We start from the raw sequence: 14,399 nt of genomic DNA on the forward strand, positions 1-14,399 counted from the left end.
CTCACCGCCATGACGCGATGAGGTCGTCGGTGGTGGTGACCGTGGCCAGCAGCGACAGGCTGTTGTCGATGACCGCCTCACCGTAGTCGGCGGGCACTCCGGCGACCGCGTCGCGCGGCAACACCACGCGGTATCCGGCGTTGACCGCGTCCATCACCAGGCTCGGGATCGCGATGTTGAGCGAGACGCCGACCGCGACGATGGTCGTCACCCCGAGGTTGCGCAGCACCGCGTCGAGGTCGGTACCGCCCATCGGGCCGATGCCGTGTCTGCGGGTCAACACGAGGTCGGAGGGCTCCGGCCCGAACTCCGGCAGCAGGCGGGCGCCGGGACTGCCCGGGGTGATGTCGACGTCGCGGCTGCCGACCGCGAACAGCCGCGCGTTGTGGTTCGAACCCAGGCCGTCGGCCCGCCGCTCGACCAGACAGTGCACCACGTGCGCGCCCGCCGCGCGCGTGACCGGCAGCAGGCGGCCGATGTTGGGCAGTGCGACCCCACGCGCCTCGGCGGCGAGGACCGCCAGCCCGGCGTCGGGTCCGACGACCGCGCCCTGCAGTTCCTGCGTGACCACGGCCGTGCGGCCCGGCTCGACGAGGTCGGCGCGCAGCGGTGTCATACCCGGGCAGGTGCGGTGTCAGGTTTGATGTCGTAGAACTGCTTGGCCCACTTCCGCATGGCCATATAGGGTTTCGCGTCGATCTTGGCAAGCGCCGGATTCTCGATGTACTTCTGGTAGCGCCAGATGTCGAGGTCCTCCCACACCGTGCGCAGGAACCGCTCCTCGACCTTCGTGCGGACCGCCTCGGGCGGCGCATCGGAGGTCTCACCCGGCGGCTTCGGCCACCAGATCGAGTAGAACAGATTCGACACCTCGTCATCGACCGGGGTGCAGGCGAAGATCAACCGGTGATTGGACGAGCCCTCGAACGCGCTGATCGCAAAGCCGAGACCGGAGAAGTGGCTGTGGATGCGCAGCGCCATCTTGGCCGGATCGTCACTGCGGGCGTCGGGCCATCCGGTGAGGAAGCGCCACTCCTCGTCGACGGCCTCCCAGTTCAGGCAGACCGGGGTGACGGTGGCGCCGTGGACGTAGTGGAAATGCGCGCTGTCCGGGCCGTTCTCGGCCACGATCTGCGGATGCACCGGTTCGTTGTCGGCGCGCCGCGAGAACTCCGGATAGGGCCGGTAGTACGCGTTCGCGTCGGTCTCGAACTGCGGGAACTTGTGGAAGATGTCCGGTAGGGGCCACCGCGGTTCGCCCCCTTCGGGGTGATGCCACATGAACACACAGCCGTACTGCTCGCGCACCGGATAGACCCGCAGGCGCAGTCCCCGGTTGGGCCGGTCGGGCTGATAGGGGATGTAGCGGTTGGTGCCGTCGGGACCCCAGCGCCAGCCGTGGAAAGGGCACTCGACGCAGTCGCCGACGACCTTGCCGCCGTGGCCGAGGTGCGCACCCAGGTGTTTGCAGTGGGCTTCCAGCAGATGGAGTTCGTCGTCGGCGTCGCGATATACGACGAGGTCCTCACCGAAGTAGTGGATCGGCACGGTCCGATCTGCCGGGAACTCGGCGGACCACCCGATCATGAACCACCCGGTGACTTTCCAGGTGAACGGAACCTTCACGCCGAAACCTCCCGTGCGCGTCGATCAGCGCCATACGGAGGACATTACAGTATAGATTTCAGCCGATGCGTGAGACGAATGGCGAGAGCGGCCGCCGCCAACGGGCGCTGGTGATGGGCGCCAGCGGCAACGTCGGCGCCGCGGTGGTGCGGCGGTTGGTCGAGGCCGGACACGACGTGCGCGTACTGCTGCGCCGCAGCAGTTCGACACGGGGGATCGACGGCCTGGACGTCGAACGACACTACGGCGACGTCTTCGACACCGCGGCGATCGAGGCCGCGATGGCCGACCGTGATGTCGTGTACTACTGCGTCGTCGACACCCGGGCGCACCTCGCCGACCCGGCGCCGCTGTTCCGGACCAATGTCGACGGCCTGCGCAACGTGCTCGACGTGGCGGTGACCAAACAGCTGCAGCGCTTCGTCTTCCTGAGCACGATCGGCACCATCGCCGTGGATTCCGACGGTGGGCAGGTCGACGAGGACACCCCGTTCAACTGGCACGGCAAGGGTGGGCCCTACATCGAATCACGCCGCCGCGCCGAGGAACTCGTCTTGCGCTACGCCGCCGAGCGGGGACTGCCCGCGGTGGCCATGTGCGTGTCCAATCCGTACGGACCGCCCGACTGGGCGCCGAAACAGGGTGCCATGGTCGCCATGGCCGCCTTCGGCAAGATGCCCTGCTACATCCGGGGCGTCGGATCGGAGGTGGTGGGAATCGACGATGTCGCCGACGCCCTGGTCCGGGCAGCCGAACACGGCCGCAACGGGCAGCGCTACATCGTGTCGGAGCGCTACATGTCGCAGCGGGAGATGTTCACCATCGCCGCAGAGGAGGTCGGGGCGCGGCCGCCCCGCTTCGGGGTGCCGATGACACTGGTCTACGCCGTCGCCGCGCTGACGGGCGCGTCGAACCGATGGCTGCGCACCGACTTCCCGATCAACCTCGTCGCGGCGCGGCTCATCGCGCTTACCTCACCGGCCTCCCACGCCAAGGCGAGCCGGGAGCTCGGCTGGCAACCACGGCCCGCCGCCGAGTCCATCCGTCGGGCGGCTCGCTTCTACGTCGAGCGCCGCGACAACAACGAGAAGGTCATCGATCTGTGACGGCACCCGCGCGGTACGAGGCGTTGGTGGTCGGCGCCGGCTTCTCCGGTCTGTACGCCCTATACCGGTTGCGGGAACTCGGCTTCCGCACCCGGGTGCTCGAGCGGGCCGACGGCGTCGGGGGAACGTGGCTGTTCAACCGCTACCCCGGCGCCCGCTGCGACATCGAGAGTATCGAGTACTCCTACAGCTTCTCCGAGGAGATTCAGCAGGAATGGGTCTGGACGGAGACGATGCCGGCCCAGCCCGAGATCGAGGCCTACCTGAACTTCGTGGCCGACCGGCTCGATCTGCGCCGCGACATCGACTTGGGCGCCGACGTCGTCGCAATGACCTTCGATGCGGACACGGCCGAATGGACCGTCGAGACCGCGGCCGGCGACAGCTACGTCGCGCCCTACGTCGTCGCCGCCACCGGAATCCTCTCCGCCCCGCTGGATCCCGACATCCCGGGAATGGACACGTTCGCTGGGGAGTCGCTGTTCACCAGCCGGTGGCCCCGCGACGGCGTGGATCTCGCCGGCCGGCGCGTCGGGGTGATCGGCACCGGATCGACGGGTGTGCAGCTCATCCCGGTCGTCGCCCGCGACGCCGCCCAGTTGGTGGTCTTCCAGCGCTCACCGGCGTTCACGCTGCCGTGGGAGGTCCGTCGCTTCGCCCCGGGGGAACTCGACGCGCTCAAGGCCCGCTACGCCGAGATCCGGGCTGCGCAGCAGGCGCATCCGGTCGGCGCCGCGCGGCTCAGCGCGTTCTCGGTGCTGCTCGACATGCTGGTCCGTCCACCGCTGCGCACGGCCACCGACGACGAGCGGCGCCGGGCGGTGGAGGAGCACGGGGTGATGGGTGCGCTCAACTGGGGCGACGTCTTCTTCGACATCGAGGCGAACCGGATGGCCACCGCCCTCTACGGACAGGCCGTGGCACAGATCGTCCACGATCCGGACACCGCCGCCGCCCTGGTGCCGAGCCACCCGTTCGCCTGCAAGCGCCCGATCATCGACCAGGGCTACTACGAGACGTTCAACCGGGACAACGTGACACTGGTGGATCTGCGCCGCGGCGCCATCCGCTCGGTCACCCCGACCGGCGTCTCCACCGAACAGGGCGAACACGACCTCGACGTCATCGTTTACGCCACCGGATTCGACGCGATGACAGGCGCGCTCACCCGCATCGACGTCCGCGGCCGGGACGGCACCCTGTTGCGTGACGTGTGGGCCGACCAGGGGCCGGTCGCCTACCTGGGTATCGCCGTCGCCGGCTTCCCCAATCTGTTCACCATCCAGGGTCCCGGCAGTCCCAGTGCGGCAACGAACTTCGTCGCCGCACTGGAACAGCACGTCGAGTGGATCGGCGACTGCCTGGCCCACCTCCGGGCGCACGGACACCGCATGATCGAGGCGCTACCCGGCCCACAGGACGACTGGGTCGACCACACCACCGCGCTCGTCGCGCCGACCGTCCTGGTGCATCCGACCTGCAAATCCTGGTACAACGGCGCGAACGTGCCCGGCAAGAAGCGCAGATACCTCGGGTACACCGCCGGCATCCCCGAATACCGCAGGCGCTGCGACGAAATCGCGGCCGCCGGATATACCGGGTTCGAGCTCACGTGAAGGTGGGCGAACGGTTGTGGCGGATCGGCCGTGACGTCGCGGGCGTGTTACCGCGCACCCATGGTGCCGTGGCGTCGACGGGGGACTGGAACCCGTTGACAGTCGGTGGCGCCCGCGTCTTCGGCGAGGTGCTGCTCGACGAGCTGGCGCTGACCGGGATGACGCTGACGTCTCCGCCGCCCCGGCTCGAACGCACGGTGCCGTCCTGCCGGGCCGCCGCGGCGCAGCTGTCCGCGCGCGGGGTGGCCGGTGCGCACCACGTGCCCGAACCGCTGCGGGTGCGCTCGCTGCAACGACGGCGGTTCGCCGGCACCGACTTCGAGCGGCTGTCGTTCGACCACGATCCGCTGCTGCCGGATGTGTTGTGCGAGGGAGGATGGGGCACGCCTGCCACCGCGGTGGCACACCTGATGCGGACCGTCGGTGAGCGGCGGCCGTGGCTGGTGTGGGTGCACGGCGCCGGTCAGGGCACACCCATGGACCTGGTGGTGTCCCGAGCCCGGCACATCCGCGACCGGCTGGGCGTCAACGTCGCCCTCCCGGTGCAACCGGGATGCGGGATCCGCCGCGCGGCACCGCCGGCGTACCCGACGATGGACCCGTTGAACAACGTCGCCCAGATGATGCGCGCGGTCTCGGAAATCCGTGCCCTGGTGCGCTGGTTGCGACCGCAGGGGTCCGCTCTCGCGGTGGCCGGGGTGTCGATGGGCAGCCCGGTCGCCGGTCTGGTCGCCCATCTCGAGCCTGTCGACGCCGTCGCGCTTTTCACACCCATCTTCGGGCTCAACGCCATGATCGCCGCGCACCTCGGCCGGTGGGGGCCGTCCGTGCGGGAGACCGTGGAGCTGCTGGGTTCCGCTCCGGTGGCAGAGCTGGCGTCGATCGTCGACTACATGTCCGTCGAACCGACCGCACCGCCGCACCGCCGGCTGGTGGTCGGCGCCTGGCAGGACCAGATGGCGCGCCGCGAACCCGCCATCGAGGTGCACCGCACCTGGGGCGGCGAACTGTACTGGCATCCCGGTAGCCATGTCGGGCACCTGTGGGCTCCTGGGGTGCGTGCGGAAACCGACAGGTTTCTGCGGGTGCTGACCGAACCCTCGAACGGAGGAGCGCGATGACTCTCGGTGCAGTGCCGACTCCGCGCGGGGTGGGCGATCTCGACGCGGAGTGGCTCAGCGAGGCGTTCGGCGCCACGGTCGAGACGGTGCAGGCCGAACGGATCGCGGCCGACAGCGGCTTCTCCTCACTGCTGTATCGGCTACACCTCACCGGGACCGGGGTGCCCGACACCGTGATCGCCAAGCTGCCCGCGGAATCCGACGCGAGGGGTGCGATGGACCTGCTCGGCGGTTACCGGCGGGAACTGGCCTACTACCGCGACATCGCGGGACGGGCGCCGATGCCCACGCCGCAGGTGTACCTCGCGCGGATGGCCGACAACGGCGTCGACTTCGTGCTGCTCCTCGAGGATCTCGCCGGGTGGGACAACGCCGACCACCTCGCCGGTCTGTCGCTGGATCGGGTGCGTCTGGTCATCGCGCAGCTGGCCGGTCTGCACGGCTGGTCGGCCGATCCGGCCAACGCCGCTGCGCTGGAACCGTTTCCGAGCCTGGACACCCCGATCGCCCGCGATCTCCTGCTGCCGGTGTTCGCCCCGGGCTGGGAGATCTACCGGGAGCGCAGTGCCACATCGGTGCCGTCCGCGGTGGCCGCGTTCGCGGAAACCTTCGCCGAGCGGGTCGTGACGGCGCTGCCGGCACTCACCGAGCGGAGCATGCTGCTGCACGGCGACATCCGCGCCGACAACCTGTTCTTCGACGGTGAGCGGCTCAAGGTGGTGGATTTTCAGTTCGCCGCGCGAGGTGCCGGTGCCGCCGACATCGCCTATCTCGTCACCCAGGGGCTGCCCAGCGACGTGCGCTCGGGGCGCGACGAGATTCTGGTACGCGAGTACCTGGACCGTGCGGCCGCACACGGGTTGACCGACTACGGCTTCGACGAGGCGTGGCGGCACTACCGGCTGGCCGCTGTGTATCTGATGGTGTTGCCGGTCATCACGCTGAACGGCTGGGACGCCCTGCCGGAGCGATCGCGGCGGCTGGTGCTGACGCTGGTCGACCGGGCTGTGGCCGCCGTCGATGAGATCGGGGCACTGGAGGTGTTCGCATGAGCAGGACCGCCCGCGAGGTCGTCGAGCTGTACAACCTGGTGGTCTGGAATCAGCGGGACTTCGCGCTGGCCGACGAACTGATGGGCTCGACCGTCACCCGCCACGACGTCGGGGAGGTCACCGTGCTCACCCACGAGCAGGCGGTCAACCGGATCGTCGAACACTGGGCGATGTTCGAGTCCATCCGCTTCGACCTCAACCTGGTGGTGGCCGGTGACGACGGTGAGCACGTGGCGATCGTGTACCAGTCGCCGATGACGCTGAAGGACGGCACGGAGATCGCGATCGCCAGCATGGAGGTCTTCCGGGTGGTCGATGGCAGGATCACCGAGGTCTGGAATTGCGGCTACAAACAAGGAGTCTGGGCGTGAACGGTGGGCAGGAGCGCAGCGACGGGGGAATGTCGCGGAAGGTGCTGAACGAACTGGGTTATTACCTGCTGGCCGGGGCCGGCGGTGAGGGCCCGGCGACGTTGGTCGATGAGGCCCGGCGCGGCGAGGAGCTCGGTTTCGGTACCGGATTCATCTCCGAGCGGTGGAACGTCAAAGAGGCGTCCTCGCTGACCGGCGCCGCGCTGGCGGTCACGACGCGGATGCAGATCGCCACCGCGGCAACCAACCACAACACCCGTCACCCACTGATCACCGGATCGTGGGCGACGACGATGCACCGGCTCTCCGGCGGCCGTTTCACGCTGGGGCTGGGTCGCGGCATCGCAGCGATGTACAACGCGTTCGGGGTGCCCGCGGTGACGACCGCGCAGATGGAGGACTTCGCGCAGGTGATGCGCAAGCTGTGGCAGGGGGAGATGATCTTCGGTCACGACGGGCCGATCGGCAAGTACCCGCTGCTGTTCCTCGACCCCGACTTCCGCGAGGACATCCGGTTGGCGATCGTGGCCTTCGGCCCGCAGACCCTCGCGCTGGGTGGCCGGGAGTTCGACGACGTCATCCTGCACACCTACTTCACCCCGGAGACGCTGCAGCGAGCGGTCAAGACCGTCAAGCAGGCCGCCGAACAGGCCGGCCGCGATCCGGCGAGCGTCCGCGTGTGGTCGTGTTTCGCCACCGTCGGCGACCATCTGCCCGAGGAACTCCGGCTGAAGAAGACCGTCGCCCGGCTGGCCACCTACCTGCAGGGTTACGGCGATCTGCTGGTGAACACCAACGGGTGGGATCCGGCTGTGCTGCAACGGTTCCGCGACGATCCGGTGGTGCAGTCGGTGCCCGGCGGAATCGACCACAAGGCCAGCGCCGAACAGATCGAGCACATCGCCACCCTCATCCCGGACGAGTGGCTCGAACCCGCCGCGACCGGATCGCCGCAGCAGTGCGTCGAGAGGGTGCGCAAGGAGTTCGACTACGGCGCCGACGCGGTCATCATGCACGGCGCAACCCCCGACGAACTGGCACCGATCGTCACCGAATACGCGATCTCGGTGTAGTCCGTCGCGCCCAGCGCAACCAACTACACCCAAAATCGCTACGGCATGATGGTTGTGCGGTACACCGGCTCGGCGACCTGCTGGCGACTGAAGATGCCGTGCTGCAGGGCCACCAGTAGCGCGTCGCGCGTCTCCTCCGGGGAGATCAGCTCGTCGAATCCGAGGTGGCCCGCCGACCGGTAGGACGCCTCCAGCTCCATCTTCTTGAGCACCTCGGTGTAGTCCTCGCCGGCGTGGGTGGCGCGGCTCATCGCGGCCGCACTCATCGCGCCCATCGTCGCGCCGGGGTAGGCGAACGTCGCGACCTGATCGTCGAATCCCAGCAGCGACATCACCATCGAGCCGAAGCCGAACGCCTTACGCAGCGTCACATGGAGTTTCAGCGTGGTGGCAGCCGTCTGTGCGGCGAACATCCGTGCTCCGCTGCGCAATACGCCGCTGCGTTCCGACCTGCTCCCGGGCAGCATGCCGGGGTTGTCGGCGAGGAAGACGATCGGCAGGTGGAACGCATCCGCGACGGCGATGAAGTGGGCCGCCTTGTCTGCGGCGTCGGCGTCGATCGATCCGGCGATGACCTGCGGCTGGTTGGCCACCACGGCGACGGGATAGCCGCCGAGATGGGCCAGCGCACAGATGATCGCGGGACCGAACTTCGGCTGCACCTCGAACCAGTCCGGGCGGTCGAACACCACGTCGAGCACGGTGCGCATGTCGTAGATGTGCCGGTTGTCGCGGGAGACGATATCGAGCAGCTCGGGCGTCGGCCGGGGCCCGGCGGTGTCGTCGGCGAGCCGGGTCGGGGGATAGGACCAGGCGCTGGACGGGAAGTACGACAGGTAGTGCCGGATGTGGTCGATCACGGTCTCGTCGTCGTCGGCGTAGTTGTGGACGACGCCGCTGGCCAGCGCCACATCCGGCCCGCCGAGGTCCTCCTTCGAGATGTCCTCTCCGGTGGACTCTTTCACCACCGGCGGGCCTGCGGTGAAGATGGCGCCGCCGGCGCTCATGATCGTGAAGTCGCAGACCGGCGCGACGAGCGCGCCGTGTCCGGCCGACGGGCCGAGTACCGCGGCGACGGTCGGCACCTTGCCCGAGCACCGGGCCTGGGCCAGCAGATCGGTCGGGGTGCGGCCGTAATGCTCACCGCTGGGCCGGAATCCCGCACTCTCCAGCAGCATCACCAGCGGGATCTTGTTGCGCAGAGCGAGTTCCGCGAGCCGGTACCGCTTCGCGTTGCCGCCGGGGCCGATGCTGCCCGCCAGCGTGGTGAAGTCCTCGGCGCCCACCATCACCGGCATTCCGTGGATCCGCCCCGACCCGGCGACGATCCCGTCGGCGGCGATCTCACCGCCCACGAGCGTGCCGAACTCGGCGAAGGTCCCCTCGTCGAGCAGTCGGTCGACGCGTGCCCTGGCGTCGAGCTTGCCCTTGGCGTGGTGTTTGGCGAGCCGTTCCGGGCCGCCCATCCCGTAGGTCCGCCCGCGCCGAAGGTCGAGGTCCTCGAGCGTCTCCTTCCAGTCGGGATCGTTCGTCATCGTGGTTCCTCACTCCGTCGAGGGCCTGCCGCCGTTGACCCTACTGAATTGCTTACTGTAGCGTCGTCTGCCGTGGCCATGTCCGCGCCTGCCCTCATGATCGACCGGGGGATTCCCAGCCGACTCGAGGCCGTACCCGAGACTGCGCGAACGCTGGAAGAGCAAGGCTACGACGGCTGCTGGACCGGCGAGATCGCCCACGATCCATTTCTGCCGATGCTGCTGGCCGCCGAGCACACCTCGCGCCTGCAGATCGGGACCAGCATCGCCGTCGCGTTCGCACGCAGCCCGATGACCGTCGCGAACCTCGGCTGGGATCTGCAGGCCTACTCCCACGGCCGGTTCATCCTCGGCCTGGGCTCGCAGATCCGGCCGCACATCGAGAGGCGCTTCAGCATGCCCTGGAGCCAACCGGTGCGACGGATGCGCGAGTACATCGCCGCGCTGCAGGCGATCTGGCAAAGCTGGCGAGACGGCACCCGGCTGGACTTCGCGGGGGAGTTCTACACCCACACCTTGATGACGCCGATGTTCACCCCCGAACCGCACGACCACGGCACCCCGCCGGTGTACCTCGCGGCAGTCGGCCAGGCGATGACCGAGATGACCGGCGAGGTCGCCGACGGCCTGCTGGCGCACGCGTTCACCACCAGGCGCTATCTGGACGAGGTCACGTTGCCGGCGCTGGCCCGCGGCGCCGAACGTGCTGCGCGCGAACCGGACACCATCGCGGTGTCGTGTCCGGTGTTCGTCGTCACCGGCCAGGACGAGGTGCAGATGAGCATCGCCGCGACGGCCACCCGCAACCAACTTGCCTTCTACGCGTCGACGCCGGCGTACCGGCCGGTGCTCGACCTACACGGCTGGGGCGAGCTGCAGCCGGAGTTGCACCGGTTGTCCAAAGCCGGCCGGTGGGACGATATGGGCCGCCTCATCGACGACGAGATGCTCGACGCGTTCGCCGTGGTCGCGCCTCCGGACGAGGTGGCGGCCAAGCTGCGGCGTCGGTGCGACGGCGCAATCACCCGGGTGCTACCCGCTTTTCCGTCCGACCTACCCGAATCCGGGGTCGCCGCAATCCTGCGCGACGTCCGGGACCTGTCGCCCGTCCGTGAGGAGACGCCATGAGTACACCGATGATCGACGAGGCCGCGAAGGTCTTCGCCGACCCGCAGTCCTACGCCGACGAGACGAAATTGCATGCGGCACTGGCGCGTCTGCGCGCCGAAGCGCCGGTGGCCTGGGTAGACGTACCGGATTACCGGCCGTTCTGGGCGATCACCAAACACGCGGACATCATGGCCATCGAGCGGGCCAACACCGTGTTCACCAACTCACCGCGGCCGGTGTTGATGACCCGCGAATCCGATGAACTGCAGGCCGGTGTCGGGATCAGCACGTTGATCCACCTCGACGATCCGCAGCACCGCGTGGTCCGCGCGATCGGCGCGGACTGGTTCCGGCCCAAAGCGATGCGCGCGATGAAGGTGCGTGTCGACGAACTTGCCCGACGGTACGTCGACCAGATGATGGAGGCCGGCGGTGAATGCGATTTCGTGCAGGAGGTCGCCGTCAACTTCCCGCTGTACGTGATCATGTCGCTGCTGGGGGTGCCCGAGGCGGACTTCCCGCGCATGCTGCAGTACACGCAGGAGTTGTTCGGCAACGACGACGACGAATTCGCCCAGGGCGCCTCGAAAGAGGATCAGGTCGCGGTGCTGCTCGACATGTTCGGATACTTCAACGCGCTGACCGCCGCCCGTCGCGAACACCCCACCGAGGATCTCGCCTCGGCAATCGCCAATGCCAAGATCGACGGCGAACCCTTGTCCGACATCGACACCGTGTCGTACTACGCGATCATCGCCACCGCCGGGCACGACACCACCAGCGCGACCATCTCCGGTGGGCTGCACGCGCTGATCGAGAACCCCGGCGAACTCCGGCGCCTGCGGGAGAACCCCGATCTGATGCCGACGGCGGTGGAGGAGATGATCCGCTGGGTCACCCCCGTCAAGGAATTCATGCGCACGGCCGCCGTCGACACCACCGTGCGCGGAGTGCCGATCGCGGCGGGACAGTCCGTGCTGCTGTCGTATCCGTCGGCCAACCGCGACGAGGACGTCTTCGACGAGCCGTTCCGCTTCGACGTGGGCCGGGAACCCAACAAACACATCGCGTTCGGCTACGGCGTGCACTTCTGCCTGGGCGCGGCGCTGGCCCGCATGGAGGTGAACAGCTTCTTCACCGAACTCGTGCCCCGGCTGGAACACATCGAACTCGCCGGCGACCCCGAGCACATCGCGACGGTGTTCGTGGGCGGTCTCAAGCACCTGCCGATCCGGTATTCGCTACGGCCGGCCGCCGGCGGCTAGCAGCAGCGCGCGTTCGGGTTCGCCTCGGTCGAGGCGTGCCGCATCCGCCAGTACTCCCGTTCGGACAGTACGGGTTCCCCGGGGTGGACCCGGGCCCGGAACTCCAGATAGCGGCGGTAGTGGTTGTCACCCATCAGCGTCGCCCAGTACGTCACCCAGTACCGACGGATTTGGTGTGCGAGCCGACCAGCTCGTTCCATTGCTTCTCCACCTCCTTCTCGGGCTGGGTGGGCATCATCCCCGACGGGGCGAAGAGCCGCGACGGCACGTGTTCCTCCTCGGCGAGGGGACGGCCGCGGCCGCGGATGGACTGCACGGCGACGATCACCCCTGCCGCGACGACGATGATGACCAGGACCGCGAAGATGATCGACAGCGTGCCCTGGATGAAGGTGTTGCGCACCACGGCGTCGATGTCGGCCGGCGACTTGGCCGAGAGGAACGTGGTCTCACCGGCCTGCTGGGCGGCGCGGTACTGGAAGTGCTGTGTCCAGTAGCCGACCTTCGGGTCCCCGGAGAAGATCTTCTGCCACGACGCGGTGAGGGTGACGATGAGGTCCCACAGCAGCGGGATGCCGGGTATCCAGGCCCATTTCAGCAGGCCCTTCTTGATCACCACGACCGTGACGACGGTCAAGGCGATCGCCGCGAGCAGCTGGTTGGCGATGCCGAACAGGGGGAACAGGGTATTGATGCCGCCGAGGGGATCGGTGACGCCCATCAGCAGGATGCTGCCCCACGCGGCCACCACGATGATGCTGCAGACCCAGGCGCCCACCCGCCAGCTGGGGTCCTTGAGCTGTCGCATCGGGCCGCCCAGGTTGGACAGGCCGTCGGAGAGCATGAAGCGCGCCACCCGTGTGCCGGCGTCGACGGTGGTGAGGATGAACAGCGCTTCGAACATGATCGCGAAGTGGTACCAGAACGCCTTCATGCCGCTGCCCCCGAAGACGGAGCTGAGCACCTCCGACATCCCGAACGCCAGGGTGGGGGCGCCGCCGGTGCGCGACACGATCGAGTCCTCGCCGACTGATTCTGCGGCACCGGAGATCTCGGCGGGTGTGATCGGCGCGCCGGACAGGCCCAGCCCGTTGACATAGTCGGCCGCGGTTTCGGCGGTGCCTCCGGTGGCGGCTGCGGGTGCGTTGATCGCGAAGTACAGGTGCTGGTTGATGATCGCGGCGGTGATCAGCGCCATGATCGCCACGAACGACTCGGTGAGCATGCCGCCGTAGCCGATCAGCCGCATCTGGCTTTCCTTCTCCAGCAGCTTGGGCGTGGTGCCCGAGGAGATCAGGGAGTGGAAGCCGGACAGGGCGCCGCAGGCGATGGTGATGAACAGGAACGGGAACAGCGATCCGGCGAAGACCGGACCCGTTCCCGAACCGGCGAAGGTGGAGATCGCAGGTGCCTCCATCACCGGCCGGGCGATCAGGATGCCGACGGCCAGCAGCGCGATGGTGCCGACCTTCATGAATGTCGACAGGTAGTCGCGTGGCGCCAACAGCAACCACACCGGCAGCACCGATGCGGCCAGCCCGTAGGCGATGATGCACCACGACAGCGTGACGCTGGAGAGGGTGAACCAGTCTTGGCCCCAGGCGGTTTCGGAGACCCAGCCTCCGGAGACGACGGCCAGCAGCAGCAGCGCCACCCCGATCAGCGATACCTCCGAGACCCGGCCCGGCCGCAGGAAGCGCAGGTACAGCCCCATGAAGATCGCGATCGGAATCGTCATCGCGATGGAGAAGACGCCCCAGGGGCTCTGAGCGAGTGCCTGAACGACGACCAGCGCCAGCACCGCGAGCAGGATCACCATGATGACCAGGACGCCGACGATGGCGGCCACACCGCCGACGGTGCCGAGTTCGTCGCGGGCCATCTGCCCCAGGGAGCGGCCGCGCCGTCGCACCGAGATGGCCAGCACCAGGTAGTCCTGGACGCAACCGGCGACCACGGCGCCGATGATGATCCAGATGGTGCCCGGCAGGAAGCCCATCTGCATCGCCAGCACCGGACCCACCAGCGGGCCTGCCCCGGCGATCGCGGCGAAGTGGTGGCCGAACAGCACCCGCCGGTCGGTCGGCACGTAATCGGTGGCGTTCTCGTAGATCTCAGCCGGGGTGGCGACGTCGTCGCGCGGCGCGACGATCTTCATCTCGATGAAGCGGGCGTAGAACCGGAACGCGATGAGATAGGTGCAGATCGCGGCGAGGACGAACCACACCGCGTTGATCGTCTCGCCGCGGAAGAACGCGATGATCAGCCACGCGAAGGCACCGATGAGCGCGATGACACCGAAGACGATCCGGTGTTTGACCGTGATCGGGGACCGGTCGACGATCGCCACCGGCGGCAGGTCCTTGTCGGTGCGGATGTAGGTGACGTCCCCATCGCGTTCTTCGGTGCGCTCGAACGATGCGGCGGCGGGTCCTGGCATGTGCTTCCCCCTCTGCGGCGACGATGCGTGCGCGTCGATCCTTCCATCACCGAAATCGGCACGGAGGCGAACGTGGCTTTCCGT

Annotated in this window: 13 protein-coding genes; 8 read left to right on the forward strand and 5 right to left on the reverse strand. The window is 68.2% G+C overall.

The window, feature by feature from the left end:
* Nucleotide 1: 1 nt before the first annotated feature.
* Both A5757_RS11230 and A5757_RS11235 read right to left on the reverse strand, forming a co-directional pair.
* Entirely contained in the window at nucleotides 2-616 is a 615-nt protein-coding gene (locus A5757_RS11230; protein ID WP_066833199.1) for a cysteine hydrolase, read from the reverse strand.
* Complete coding sequence (locus A5757_RS11235; protein WP_066833200.1) at nucleotides 613-1,626, reverse strand: aromatic ring-hydroxylating dioxygenase subunit alpha; 1,014 nt, start codon at nucleotides 1,624-1,626, stop codon at nucleotides 613-615. The genes A5757_RS11230 and A5757_RS11235 overlap by 4 nt, the downstream gene beginning before the upstream one ends.
* 65 nt (nucleotides 1,627-1,691) lie before the next feature.
* Here A5757_RS11235 and A5757_RS11240 point away from each other — a divergent pair, with 65 nt between their 5' ends.
* The 6 genes from A5757_RS11240 to A5757_RS11265 are packed head-to-tail and all read left to right on the forward strand — an operon-like array spanning nucleotide 1,692 to nucleotide 7,965.
* Nucleotides 1,692-2,732, forward strand: coding sequence for an NAD-dependent epimerase/dehydratase family protein (locus tag A5757_RS11240; protein WP_066833201.1), 1,041 nt, complete (start codon nucleotides 1,692-1,694; stop codon nucleotides 2,730-2,732).
* On the forward strand, nucleotides 2,729-4,348 hold the full coding sequence (locus A5757_RS11245) for an NAD(P)/FAD-dependent oxidoreductase (RefSeq protein WP_066833202.1): 1,620 nt from the start codon (nucleotides 2,729-2,731) through the stop codon (nucleotides 4,346-4,348). The genes A5757_RS11240 and A5757_RS11245 overlap by 4 nt, the downstream gene beginning before the upstream one ends.
* Complete coding sequence (locus tag A5757_RS11250) at nucleotides 4,345-5,469, forward strand: alpha/beta hydrolase (RefSeq protein WP_066833203.1); 1,125 nt, start codon at nucleotides 4,345-4,347, stop codon at nucleotides 5,467-5,469. Before A5757_RS11245 ends, A5757_RS11250 begins: the two co-directional genes overlap by 4 nt.
* Nucleotides 5,466-6,521 (forward strand): phosphotransferase, encoded by a 1,056-nt coding sequence (locus A5757_RS11255; protein WP_066833204.1) that lies wholly within the window; start codon nucleotides 5,466-5,468, stop codon nucleotides 6,519-6,521. Before A5757_RS11250 ends, A5757_RS11255 begins: the two co-directional genes overlap by 4 nt.
* The gene (locus A5757_RS11260) at nucleotides 6,518-6,892 is read left to right on the forward strand and encodes a nuclear transport factor 2 family protein (protein WP_066833205.1); all 375 of its coding nucleotides are present in this window, start codon (nucleotides 6,518-6,520) and stop codon (nucleotides 6,890-6,892) included. The genes A5757_RS11255 and A5757_RS11260 overlap by 4 nt, the downstream gene beginning before the upstream one ends.
* Before the next feature lie 29 nt (nucleotides 6,893-6,921).
* Nucleotides 6,922-7,965, forward strand: coding sequence for a TIGR03857 family LLM class F420-dependent oxidoreductase (locus A5757_RS11265; protein WP_066833211.1), 1,044 nt, complete (start codon nucleotides 6,922-6,924; stop codon nucleotides 7,963-7,965).
* 38 nt (nucleotides 7,966-8,003) lie between these two features.
* Here A5757_RS11265 and A5757_RS11270 read toward each other — a convergent pair whose 3' ends face one another.
* A complete protein-coding gene (locus tag A5757_RS11270) occupies nucleotides 8,004-9,500 on the reverse strand; it encodes an acyl-CoA carboxylase subunit beta (protein ID WP_066833215.1) in 1,497 nt (498 codons plus the stop codon).
* Between the two features lie 78 nt (nucleotides 9,501-9,578).
* On the opposite strand from A5757_RS11270, the gene A5757_RS11275 reads away from it, so the two are divergent.
* Entirely contained in the window at nucleotides 9,579-10,628 is a 1,050-nt protein-coding gene (locus A5757_RS11275) for an LLM class F420-dependent oxidoreductase (RefSeq protein WP_066833302.1), read from the forward strand.
* Nucleotides 10,625-11,875: a cytochrome P450 gene (locus A5757_RS11280; RefSeq protein WP_066833217.1), complete on the forward strand. Its 1,251-nt coding sequence runs from the start codon at nucleotides 10,625-10,627 to the stop codon at nucleotides 11,873-11,875. The genes A5757_RS11275 and A5757_RS11280 overlap by 4 nt, the downstream gene beginning before the upstream one ends.
* Here the strand turns inward: A5757_RS11280 and A5757_RS22745 are convergent.
* Nucleotides 11,872-12,075: a YbdD/YjiX family protein gene (locus A5757_RS22745; protein ID WP_082929414.1), complete on the reverse strand. Its 204-nt coding sequence runs from the start codon at nucleotides 12,073-12,075 to the stop codon at nucleotides 11,872-11,874. The genes A5757_RS11280 and A5757_RS22745 overlap by 4 nt on opposite strands.
* On the reverse strand, nucleotides 12,027-14,315 hold the full coding sequence (locus A5757_RS11285; RefSeq protein ID WP_066833220.1) for a carbon starvation CstA family protein: 2,289 nt from the start codon (nucleotides 14,313-14,315) through the stop codon (nucleotides 12,027-12,029). Before A5757_RS11285 ends, A5757_RS22745 begins: the two co-directional genes overlap by 49 nt.
* Nucleotides 14,316-14,399 lie beyond the last annotated feature (84 nt).

It is taken from the genome of Mycobacterium sp. 852013-51886_SCH5428379 (genome assembly GCF_001665575.1).
Taxonomy (GTDB): Bacteria; Actinomycetota; Actinomycetes; order Mycobacteriales; family Mycobacteriaceae; genus Mycobacterium.

Bases quoted from the DNA above. Each gene is read 5' to 3' on its own strand.
- A5757_RS11230 (WP_066833199.1), bottom strand. From the start codon at position 616: ATGACACCGCTGCGCGCCGACCTCGTCGAGCCGGGCCGCACGGCCGTG.
- A5757_RS11240 (WP_066833201.1), top strand. From the start codon at position 1,692: ATGCGTGAGACGAATGGCGAGAGCGGCCGCCGCCAACGGGCGCTGGTG.
- A5757_RS11255 (WP_066833204.1), top strand. From the start codon at position 5,466: ATGACTCTCGGTGCAGTGCCGACTCCGCGCGGGGTGGGCGATCTCGAC.
- A5757_RS11260 (WP_066833205.1), top strand. From the start codon at position 6,518: ATGAGCAGGACCGCCCGCGAGGTCGTCGAGCTGTACAACCTGGTGGTC.
- A5757_RS11265 (WP_066833211.1), top strand. From the start codon at position 6,922: ATGTCGCGGAAGGTGCTGAACGAACTGGGTTATTACCTGCTGGCCGGG.
- A5757_RS11270 (WP_066833215.1), bottom strand. From the start codon at position 9,500: ATGACGAACGATCCCGACTGGAAGGAGACGCTCGAGGACCTCGACCTT.
- A5757_RS11275 (WP_066833302.1), top strand. From the start codon at position 9,579: ATGTCCGCGCCTGCCCTCATGATCGACCGGGGGATTCCCAGCCGACTC.
- A5757_RS11280 (WP_066833217.1), top strand. From the start codon at position 10,625: ATGAGTACACCGATGATCGACGAGGCCGCGAAGGTCTTCGCCGACCCG.
- A5757_RS22745 (WP_082929414.1), bottom strand. From the start codon at position 12,075: ATGGAACGAGCTGGTCGGCTCGCACACCAAATCCGTCGGTACTGGGTG.
- A5757_RS11285 (WP_066833220.1), bottom strand. From the start codon at position 14,315: ATGCCAGGACCCGCCGCCGCATCGTTCGAGCGCACCGAAGAACGCGAT.